We start from the raw sequence: 9,553 nt of genomic DNA, 5'->3' as shown, positions 1-9,553 counted from the left end.
AAGGAGGTAAAGTAGGCATCTGCGCGGCAATGCGAAAATTACTCCAATTAGCTTATGGTGTCTTAAAATCTGGAATACCCTTCGATGAAAATATAGCTCTTGCATCATGATGAGCAAGACGGTATCTGAGCTGCGCCGGCACAGCAGGACCCCTGACGGCACGCCCGTGCGGGTGCAACTGCTGGGGCAAAATCCCCCCTGGCTGGCGGAAAATGCCTGGCGCGCGGCGGCGTTGGGATCGTGGGGGGTGGATCTCAACTGCGGCTGTCCGTCGAAAACCGTCAACGGCAGCGGTGGCGGCGCGACGCTGTTGAAAGACCCGGAGCTGATTTATCAGGCCGCGAAAGCGATACGTGCGGCGGTGCCCGCCGATCTGCCGGTTTCGGTCAAGGTTCGCCTTGGCTGGGATTCTCGCCACCGCAGCCTGGAAATCGCCGATGCGGTGGAGCAGGCCGGCGCCAGCGAAATCGCGGTACATGGTCGCACCAAAGAAGAGGGCTATCGGGCCGAATGTATCGATTGGCCGGCCATCGCGGCGATCCGCCGGCGTTTACGCATTCCTGTCATCGCTAATGGTGAAGTCATGGACTGGCAAAGCGGCCAGGCGTGTCTGGACAGCTCCGGCTGTCAGGCGCTGATGATCGGGCGCGGTGCGCTCAGTGTGCCCAACCTCAGCCGGGTGGTGAAAGATCATGTGCCGCCGCTGCCCTGGCCGCAGGTGGTCCGCTTGCTGCAAAAATACAGCCGCATGGAGAAGCAGGGTGATACCGGAATGTACCATGTGGCACGTATCAAACAGTGGCTCAATTACCTGCGCAAACAGTATACCGAAGCCGATGAGCTGTTTGCGACCGTGCGCGCGCTGAAAACCTCGTCGGCGATAGGCGAGGTGCTCTGCCGCCTATCGGACCGGGCGCAATGACTTTTTACCGCGGATAATCACCTCTTTCCTGACTGCTGACGTCGCCGGGCGCTACCCTTTGCTGCGTATATGGCGCGACTGTGTCGTGAACGCCGGATCTGCTTTCTCGCTCAAAGGATGATCATGAAAGACAATACCCTGCGCAAATCGTACATATTGCAGCATTTGCCCCTGCACCTGCCCGGTCTGGAAATATCCCCGCTGTTCCGTCCCGCGACGGACAAGGCGCTACACAATGTGTGCTACACCGATTACACCTCGGCGGAAGAGTCGCGGCAAAAACATGCTCATTATGAGCATGATGAGATTGTCGATATTGATTTTATCTGGCACCCGCACGCCACATTGCAAAGCTGCGTAGCGGATCAACAACAATTCGACTGGGCGGTGGCATCGCATGTGCTGGAGCATGTCCCGGACCCGCTGGGCTGGATCCTGGAGGTGCTGGCGGTGCTTAACGTCGGCGCGGTGTTCTCGTTGGTGCTACCCAACAAACGTTATTGTTTCGACCGGTTTCGTCAAACCAGCAGCGCGGCGCAATGGCTGCAGTGGTGGTTGACCCGCCAGCGGATACCGGCGCCGCAGCAGCTTTATGATTTTCTGCGCCATTGCACCTCCGACGACGGCGAGATGTATGAGCGTTTGAAAGACTTAAGCCCTGAAGCCTACCAACAAACCCGCTGCCCGCATTACACCCAGCAGCAGGCGCTGGAGTTCGTGCTTAACGCTTGGACCACCGGCCACTATTTCGATGCCCACTGCTCGGTTTTTACTCCCGAGAGCGCCGCGGCGCTAATGGCCGAGGTGGTTGAGCTCGGTATTTTGAACGTGGCGGTGTCGGCACCCCAGCAGTATGAGGATGAGTTTTATATCCGGCTGACCAAACTGGGCGAGCCTGCGCTCTCACATCCCGGCCCGGGGGCGTCATCTTCCCCCCCTTGAACCAGCCAGATCAACAACGTATGTGGCACTGCAACCCGCGCCCGCCATACTGACGGCGCGTAGCCTGCTCTGCCGCTTCCCGCTTAACGCTTAACGCTTATCGCTTCCCGTTTACCGCGCCCCCCTTTACCATCTAGCCTTAAGCACCTGACGTTTGACGCCTGCCGGCGGGGGACCAGCCCTGGTTTTCTATTCGCAGCACGGGCCGACCCGTGCGTTGACGCGGTAAACAATTGCCACGCGCTAGGGTGTCTGCCGTATTTTGTGCGCGACCCTAATGTGGCCGCAGCCGGCCGGTAGTTGCGGCGAGACGGCCGGGCTGCGGCGCCCGCCGGCGGGTCGCGTTGTGATGAAACATGCAAAAAACGTTCATAATGATTTCTTATGACCAGGCAGAATAAAGTTATGCGCTTAAGTACGTAGTGGCGGCGAGGATCCTGTGTAACACTCTGTTTTCGGGCGGAAGTGCTGCCGGTGGGGCGTGATATCCTGCCGTGTAAAACGCCCGGGACGGGCGGTTGCGCTCAGGCAATAATAAGATCGATAAGGAAAACCGATGGCATCTTTCAGGCATTACTCCAGATTGACCAGGGCGGCAGGGGCCCTCTTGATGTTGAGCCTCGCTCCTCTGGCGGCGCAGGCGGATCAGTTGGCGGATATTCAGCGCGCGGGGGTGGTCCGCGTCGCCACGTTTGACGCCAATCCGCCGTTTGGCGCAATTGATGCCAAATCTCATCAGATTGTCGGTTATGACGTGGATTTCGCCCGCGCCATAGCCGACGCGCTAGGGGTGAAATTGGCGCTGGTGCCCACCAACCCCGCAAATCGTATCCCTTTGCTACAGTCCGGCAAAGCCGATCTGATTATTGCCGATATTACTATTACGCCGGAACGGGCACAGGTGATTGATTTCTCCACCCCGTATTTCGTCACCGGACAGCAATTTCTGGTGCCTGCCGCCGCGTCCGATAAACTCGATGACTATGCCTCGGTGCGGATAGGCGCCGTAAAGGGGACCACCGGCGAGCAGGCGCTGCATCACCGCTTCCCCAACGCCCGCGTATTGGCCTATGACGATATCCCGCTGGCGCTGTCGGCGCTGCGCAATGGCAATGTCAAAGCCATCACCCAAGACAGCACCATCCTCGCGGGCCTGCTGGCCGGCGCGCCGGATAAGGCAAATTACAAAATTTTGCCCGAATTGCTCAGTCAGGAGGACATCGGCATCGGCGTTAAAAAAGGGGAGGGCGCGCTGCTGGCGGCAATTAATCAGCAGCTGATTGCGCTTGAGCAGAGCGGTAAAGCAGCGCAGATTTACAACAGCTGGTTCGGGCCGCAGTCGCCCGCGCCGCAGCCGCGTTCGTTCACTTTGACCTGCCGATAACAGGCGCTACCGTGGTGAAGTCATTTAATGTACCGGCGGCAACCTTGCCGCCGGGGACGGGCGACGTTCCAGCCGCTGTGGAGTTTCGTCGGGTAAGCAAAGCGTTCGGCCAGCAGTCGGTGTTGCGGAATATCAATTTACGGGTTAACGCGGGGGAAGTTGTGGCCATCTGCGGGCCGTCAGGCTCCGGTAAGTCCACGCTGATCCGCCTTATCAACCAGCTTGAAACCCTGAGCAGCGGCGAGATTTTCATTCATCAACGTCCCACCGCCGGCCTGAAAGGTCGGCAGCTGCGGGCGCTACGTACCGGCATCGGCTTTGTTTTTCAGCAGTTTAACCTGTATAGCCATCTCACCGCGCTGGAGAATGTTGCGCTGGCCCTTATCAAAATTCAGGGGTTGAGCGTGGCCGCGGCGCACCAGCACGCGCGGGAGAAGCTGCGGCAGGTGGGTTTGGCGGACAAGACACCCTTTTTTCCCCATCAACTTTCTGGCGGCCAGCAGCAGCGGGTGGCTATCGCACGCGCGCTGGCCACCGATGCCGATATTATTTTATTTGATGAACCCACCTCGGCGCTGGATCCCGAGATGATTGGCGAAGTGCTGGCGGTCATGCGCGATTTGGCCGGCAGCGGGATGACCATGATCGTGGTCACCCACGAAATGCAGTTTGCGCGTGAGATAGCCGATCGGGTGGTGTTCATGGACGGCGGCGAGATTCTGGAACAGGCCAGTCCAGCGCGCTTTTTCACTCGGCCGCAGCATCCGCGCGCGTGGCGGTTTCTGGAAAGAGTGCTGTCGCCCCTCGGCGCCGGGGAGCCAACACCTTTATGATGTGGCATCCTGATTGGGCCGGTGTGTTGAGCGGTCCGCCGCTGGCGTGGATTGGTACCGGTTTTGTCACCACATTGCTGGTGACGTTGGCGGGTTCGCTGTTGGCGACGGTCATCATGTTGCTGTTGCTGGCGCTGCGCATGATGCCGGGCCGGGCCGGGCGCCTGCTGGTGGCGGGCTGGGTTTCACTGTTTCGCAATACGCCGTTACTGGTACAGCTTTTTTTCTGGTATTTTGCCGCCTGGAGTGCGTTGCCCATCGGCTGGCGCGATTATTTGGTCGATGATCATCGCTGGGCGATGCTGCCGGGCAATGTGCCCTGGCTGACGCCGGAGTTCCTCTGCGCCGCCTGGGGACTGGGCATGTTTAGCGCCGCTTACCTGCTGGAAGAGCTGCAGGCGGGGTTAAACGCCCTGCCTGCAGGGCAGCGCGAAGCGGCGATTGCGCAGGGTTTCAGCCGTCTGGCGATGCTGCGTTACATCCTGCTGCCGCAAGGGGTGCGTAACGCCTGGCAACCGATGGTCGGACAATACCTCAACTTGATGAAGCTTTCTTCTCTGGCATCGGCGATAGGTTTTAGCGAGTTAACGTATTACATCAGCCAGATCGAAAGTTACAATGCCCATGCGTTGGAGGGTTTCGCCGTCGGTACCGTGCTTTATCTGCTGTTGGGGCTGGCGATGGGCGCCGCCCTGCTGCGGCTGGGCCCGCGGCCGCCCGGGCGCCGCCGGCGGGAGGCCAGCCATGAATTTTGATTGGTCGGTGATTCTGGATAATCTGAACTATCTCCTCTGGGGACGGGCGGCGGAAGGGGAACCCGGCGGCCTGCTGCTGACTATCATGATAGCGCTTGGCGCCGGCGTCATCGCCCTGGCGCTGGGGGTAATATTGGCAGCGGTGGCTTGGCGTTACTCCGGCTGGCCGCGCCGCTTACTGTTTGTCTGGGCGGAGCTTATCCGCGGTATCCCGCTGATTTTTGTTATTTTCTGGCTTTACTTCCTGCTACCGGTGGCGTTCGGCCATTCGCTGCCCGGCGCGGTGACCGTGACGCTGGCGCTGGCGTGGTTTACCTCCGCGGCGGTCATGCATGCGACGCTGGCCGGGCTGCGGGCGTTGCCGACAGGTCAGGTGGAGGCCGGGCTGGCCAGCGGCCTTAGCCATGGGCAGGTCCTGCGGCTGATTTTGTTGCCCCAGGCGTGGCCGAATGTGTTGCCCTCCTGGACCGGGCTGCTGACGTCACTGATTAAGGATACGTCGTTGGCCTTTATCGTTAACGTACCGGAGCTGACTACCGTGGCAGGTCAGGTTAACAGCCGGCTGCAGATTTATCCGGCCGAGATCTTTTTGCTGATTGGCGCGCTGTATTATGTCCTGTGCGCCTCGCTCACGGCGCTGGCGGCGTGGGCCGCTCGCAGCGTCGGCGCTGGCCGTTAGCCATCCCGGGACATTTTGGGGGGTGTTACGCTCGGGTCTTGCGCGCTGCCTGCTGAAATGGCTAACGTCTGACGGTTGACGCCTTCTGCCTGCCGGCTAACGCCTGCCGGCGCAAGGCGTCGTTTTTGGCGGTAAGGAAACAACCGCCCAAGGGGGCTATTCATTTGGCTGCAGCCACAGGCGCAGCAAGGCGGTCAATTGTTGACGCTGTGCCACATCAAGCGGCGCCAACAGCCGTTGTTCATTCGCCACATGAGCGGTCAAGGCGTGGTCGATTAGCGTCAGCCCGGTGTCGGTCAATCCCACTTTACAGCTACGGCGATCGTGTTCATGGGGTTTGCGGTATATCAAGCCGCGCTCCACCAGTTTGTCGAGCCGCACCGACATCGCGCCGGAGGACAGCATCAGCGTCTGATACAAACGGGTGGGCGTCACCTCTTCCCCGCTGCGGCGCAACGTGGCGAGAATATCAAATTCCACCGGCTCCAGGCCCGCGCTGGCATGGAGCGCGTTAACCTGAGTGCTTAACAAGTCATTCATTCTGACGAGACGGCCAACCAGCCCCATTGGCAGGCAATCCAAATCCGGGCGCTGGTTGCGCCACTGTTCCAGTACGCGGTCGACATGGTCCTGGTTCATGGCTTCTCCTGTCGAGATAATGACCAAAATATACTTGAGACATCGATAAATTTCCAGCATTATATCTTTTGTAAAAGATACTTTTTGGAAAGCTATAATGCCTCTTTTTCTTGCCTTGCTGGCCCCGATATTGTGGGGCAGCACTTACGCGACTGTCGGCCTGTTTCTGCAAGATCAGTCGCCCGTTTGGGTGGCGGTCTGGCGTGCGCTGCCCGCCGGCATCCTGCTGTTGTTGATCCATCCCGCGAAACCGCCGTTGCCGGCGAAAAAAATGCTGCTGTTAAGCTTTTGCAATATCGCGGCCTTTTTTTTCCTGCTGTTTATCGCCGCGTACCGGTTACCGGGATCGGTAGCCGGCACCTTGAGCGCCACCATGCCGCTGCAGGTAATGCTGCTGCGCTGGCTGCAGGAAGGGAAAAAGCCGTCTTGGTGGATGGCGTTGCTATCGCTGGCGGGTATCGCCGGGGTAGGGTTATTGCTCAACCCCTCGTCGTCGCCAGATCCTATCGGCGTTGCCGCGGCGCTGGCGGCAACGCTGTTGATAGCCCAATCCACCTTGTGGATGAGCCGTTGGCAGTATCGGGATGCGTTAGCGCTGACCGCTTGGCAACTGCTGCTCGGCGGCCTGATGCTGCTGCCGGTAGCGCTGGTGCTGGCCGGGCCGCCGAGTTTGCCACGGCCGCACGCCTGGCCGGGGCTTGTGTGGCTGGTGTTGGCCAACAGCGCGCTGGCGTATTGGTGCTGGGTCCGGGCGCTGGACCGCTTTGGTCCCGCGGTGATGTCGATGGTATCGTTGCTTAATCCTCTCAGCGCGGTATTGCTGGGGGTGATGTTGTTGCCGGAACGGCTGTCGTGGCCGCAATGGCTAGGCATCATAGTGATTTTGCTGGCGGTGATGTTAATGAAAATACCGTCCCCGCTGCGCCGTCCCGTGCGCCACCTTGCAGCGAAAGACACCCCGCCCGCGTGCGCGGGCCGAAAAAGCCCGGGCCGGTGCCTCGTGCGCCCCAACGGCGCCAAGTCGGGGCACCGATCATAACTTCCGCGACCGGTGCACCTTGCGCCCCAGCGGCGCTCGATCGGCGGACCGGTCACGACTTCCAATCGTGCGCCCCAACGGCGCACGATTGGGGGACCGGCCATAGCTCCGCGATCGGTGCGCCGCCGCGACTATTTTTTACTGCCGGTACGGATCACCGCCGCAATCCGGTTGGCGATGTCCTGCTCATCGCCGAGATAATAGCGTTTGCGCGGCTGATTATCGCTATCGAATTCGTAAACGATTGGTACACCGGTCGGAATATACAGCGCCGTCAGCGCATCCTCTTCCAGACCGTCCAGATATTTGACCAGCGCCCGGATGACGTTGGAATGTGATACCAGCAGCACCTGTTCTCCACGCTGCAGTCGGGGTGCGATAACCTCATGCCAGTAGCCCACCACCCGTTGCTCGGTCGCTTCCAGGCTCTCGCTAAACGGCTGGGTTAACGCGGACAACGTACGGTAGCGGGCATCGTAGCCCGGATGGCGCGGGTCGTCCGGCGGGAGCGGCGGCGGCGAGGCCCGGTAGCCGCGCCGCCAGGCCATGACCTGATCATGGCCGTAGCGTTCGGCGGTCAGCGCTTTGTTTAATCCTTCCAGCGCGCCGTAATGGCGCTCGTTCAGCCGCCAGCTTTTGTCCTCGGCCAGCCAGCTCTGATCAAGCTCATCGAGCAGCAACCAGAGTGAATGCACGGCCCTCAGCAGCACCGATGTACAGGCGAAGTCGAAACGGTAGCCGTGCTGTTTTAGCAGCCGCGCTGCCTCGATAGCTTCGATTCGTCCCCGTTCGGTTAATGCGACATCGGTCCAGCCGGTAAACCGGTTTTCATGGTTCCACAGACTTTCGCCGTGGCGCACAATGACCAGACGTTTTGCGGCCGTCGCCGTCGTAGCAGGCGTTGTTATCATAATCGTTCAGGTATCCGGCGGGCAAAGGCGCCACATCATCGTTCGGCAATTCGGATCGGTGGCCAGCTCATCATTAACAAAATTACGTCAGCAGAGTATGGCGTATATGACTACTATAATATCAGTCTTTCTATACAAATCTTGACATGAAAGCCATCCGTGCGGCGCCAAGGCAGGTCAATGTTAACGCTTGCCTGCCTGTGCCCGGAAAGGTTTTTTTTCCTATCGGTACCGTTCAGGAGCAGTCATGCTACGTCGTCTTATTTCCTTACCGGGCCTAACCGGTTTGCTGGTGTGTGTCTGTGGCTTGTTTTTTTTGGTGGTTGGACTGTGGCTGCTGGCGCTGGGCGGTTCCGCTTATTATCTACCGGCCGGCATTTTGTTGAGCTTGAGCGGTTTCTTTATTATCGAACGGCGCTTGATGGGGTTGTGGATTTATTGGCTGACGTTTGTGCTAACCGCGTTGTGGGGACTGTACGAGGTCGGTCTGGACGGTTGGAAACTGATGCCGCGTCTGCTGTTGCCGGCGGTGCTCGGGCTGTGGTGCAGTATGCCGTTTATCGTCCGGCCGCTGACGTCGTCGCGTCGACAGCGCGTGCTGGCCGCCGTCGCCGGGCTATTTTATCTGCTGGCCGGCGCCGGCGTGATCGGCGCCGGCTACCTGACCAGCGAGCGTCTTTACGTTCAGCATGCGCCGCTGCCGGCGGCGGCGAAGAGCGCGCAAGAGGAGGCCGGGCGCAATGATTGGCACTATTATGGCCGCACGCCGAGAGGGGAACGTTACTCGCCTCTGACACAGCTTACCCCCGCCAACGTTGCCGGTCTGACGCCCGCCTGGGCGATTCATACCGGCGATGTCATGCAGCCGGGGGAAGATAAAAAAGGGCGCGAGTTCAATTTTGAAGCCACGCCGATTAAAGTGGCCAATCGGCTTTATTTGTGCACGCCACACCGGCAAGTACTGGCGCTGAATGCGACCACCGGCAAAACCCTGTGGTCCTATGATCCCCATAACGACACCCGCGCCAACGAGTATCTTGCCTGCCGTGGCGTGGCGTATTACGCCTCACCCACTCCTGCGGGTGCCCTCTGCGATCGGCGTATTATCACCACTACCGCCGATGCCAAGCTTATCGCTCTTGATGCCGACACCGGCCGGTTATTCGAGGATTTCGGCGCCGGCGGCAGCGTGAGCTTGACCGATCGGATGGGCAAGGTGCCGCCGGGCTTTCATTTCATCACCTCTCAACCGCTGGTGGTCAACGATCGCGTGGTGCTCGGCGGCTGGATCTATGATAACCAGGCGCGCGGCGAACCTTCAGGGCATAGGTATCTACACATTTATCGTGATACCTGTTATTACTTTGCAGAATGATTTCAACCTATCTGTTGGCGGGATTGACTCTCGCCTTACCCGCCGATATCAGACGCTGGTTAAACAGCATATGA

Annotated in this window: 9 protein-coding genes and 2 pseudogenes; 9 read left to right on the top strand and 2 right to left on the bottom strand. The window is 59.6% G+C overall.

From position 1 onward, the window contains the following. The 7 genes and pseudogenes from CINSTRO3249_RS16570 to CINSTRO3249_RS09010 form a co-directional block, all read left to right on the top strand. Positions 1-110, top strand: a pseudogene (locus CINSTRO3249_RS16570) (IS110 family transposase); the annotation flags it as partial. Between the two features lie 5 nt (positions 111-115). Next, positions 116-922 (top strand): annotated as a pseudogene (gene dusC / locus CINSTRO3249_RS09035) (tRNA dihydrouridine(16) synthase DusC); the annotation flags it as partial. Between the two features lie 123 nt (positions 923-1,045). Then, complete coding sequence (locus CINSTRO3249_RS09030) at positions 1,046-1,864, top strand: class I SAM-dependent methyltransferase (RefSeq protein WP_174249761.1); 819 nt, start codon at positions 1,046-1,048, stop codon at positions 1,862-1,864. Between the two features lie 556 nt (positions 1,865-2,420). Next, positions 2,421-3,248, top strand: coding sequence for an ABC transporter substrate-binding protein (locus CINSTRO3249_RS09025; protein ID WP_074013040.1), 828 nt, complete (start codon positions 2,421-2,423; stop codon positions 3,246-3,248). Positions 3,249-3,262: 14 nt separating this feature from the next. Further along, entirely contained in the window at positions 3,263-4,081 is an 819-nt protein-coding gene (locus tag CINSTRO3249_RS09020; protein WP_305781684.1) for an amino acid ABC transporter ATP-binding protein, read from the top strand. Beyond that, a complete protein-coding gene (locus CINSTRO3249_RS09015; RefSeq protein WP_074013039.1) occupies positions 4,078-4,836 on the top strand; it encodes an amino acid ABC transporter permease in 759 nt (252 codons plus the stop codon). The genes CINSTRO3249_RS09020 and CINSTRO3249_RS09015 overlap by 4 nt, the downstream gene beginning before the upstream one ends. Next, a complete protein-coding gene (locus CINSTRO3249_RS09010) occupies positions 4,826-5,515 on the top strand; it encodes an amino acid ABC transporter permease (RefSeq protein ID WP_074013038.1) in 690 nt (229 codons plus the stop codon). The genes CINSTRO3249_RS09015 and CINSTRO3249_RS09010 overlap by 11 nt, the downstream gene beginning before the upstream one ends. A 156-nt stretch (positions 5,516-5,671) precedes the next feature. On the opposite strand, the gene CINSTRO3249_RS09005 is transcribed toward CINSTRO3249_RS09010, so the two are convergent. Continuing rightward, positions 5,672-6,154, bottom strand: a complete 483-nt coding sequence (locus tag CINSTRO3249_RS09005; RefSeq protein WP_074013037.1) for a MarR family winged helix-turn-helix transcriptional regulator — start codon at positions 6,152-6,154, stop codon at positions 5,672-5,674. Positions 6,155-6,251: 97 nt separating this feature from the next. Here CINSTRO3249_RS09005 and CINSTRO3249_RS09000 point away from each other — a divergent pair, with 97 nt between their 5' ends. After that, positions 6,252-7,193, top strand: a complete 942-nt coding sequence (locus CINSTRO3249_RS09000; RefSeq protein ID WP_074013036.1) for a DMT family transporter — start codon at positions 6,252-6,254, stop codon at positions 7,191-7,193. Positions 7,194-7,324: 131 nt separating this feature from the next. Here CINSTRO3249_RS09000 and gpmA read toward each other — a convergent pair whose 3' ends face one another. Further along, positions 7,325-8,104: a 2,3-diphosphoglycerate-dependent phosphoglycerate mutase gene (gpmA, locus tag CINSTRO3249_RS08995; RefSeq protein ID WP_074013035.1), complete on the bottom strand. Its 780-nt coding sequence runs from the start codon at positions 8,102-8,104 to the stop codon at positions 7,325-7,327. A 247-nt stretch (positions 8,105-8,351) separates the two neighbouring features. Here gpmA and CINSTRO3249_RS08990 point away from each other — a divergent pair, with 247 nt between their 5' ends. Next, positions 8,352-9,479 carry a PQQ-binding-like beta-propeller repeat protein gene (locus CINSTRO3249_RS08990; protein ID WP_074013034.1) on the top strand — a complete coding sequence of 376 codons (1,128 nt, stop codon included), beginning with the start codon at positions 8,352-8,354 and terminating at the stop codon, positions 9,477-9,479. Positions 9,480-9,553 lie beyond the last annotated feature (74 nt).

Source organism: Candidatus Sodalis sp. SoCistrobi (assembly GCF_900143145.1).
In the GTDB taxonomy this organism is placed as follows: Bacteria; Pseudomonadota; Gammaproteobacteria; order Enterobacterales; family Enterobacteriaceae; genus SoCistrobi.
Note: the sequence above shows the minus strand (reverse complement) of the source record. Positions and strands in the feature narration are given on the sequence as shown.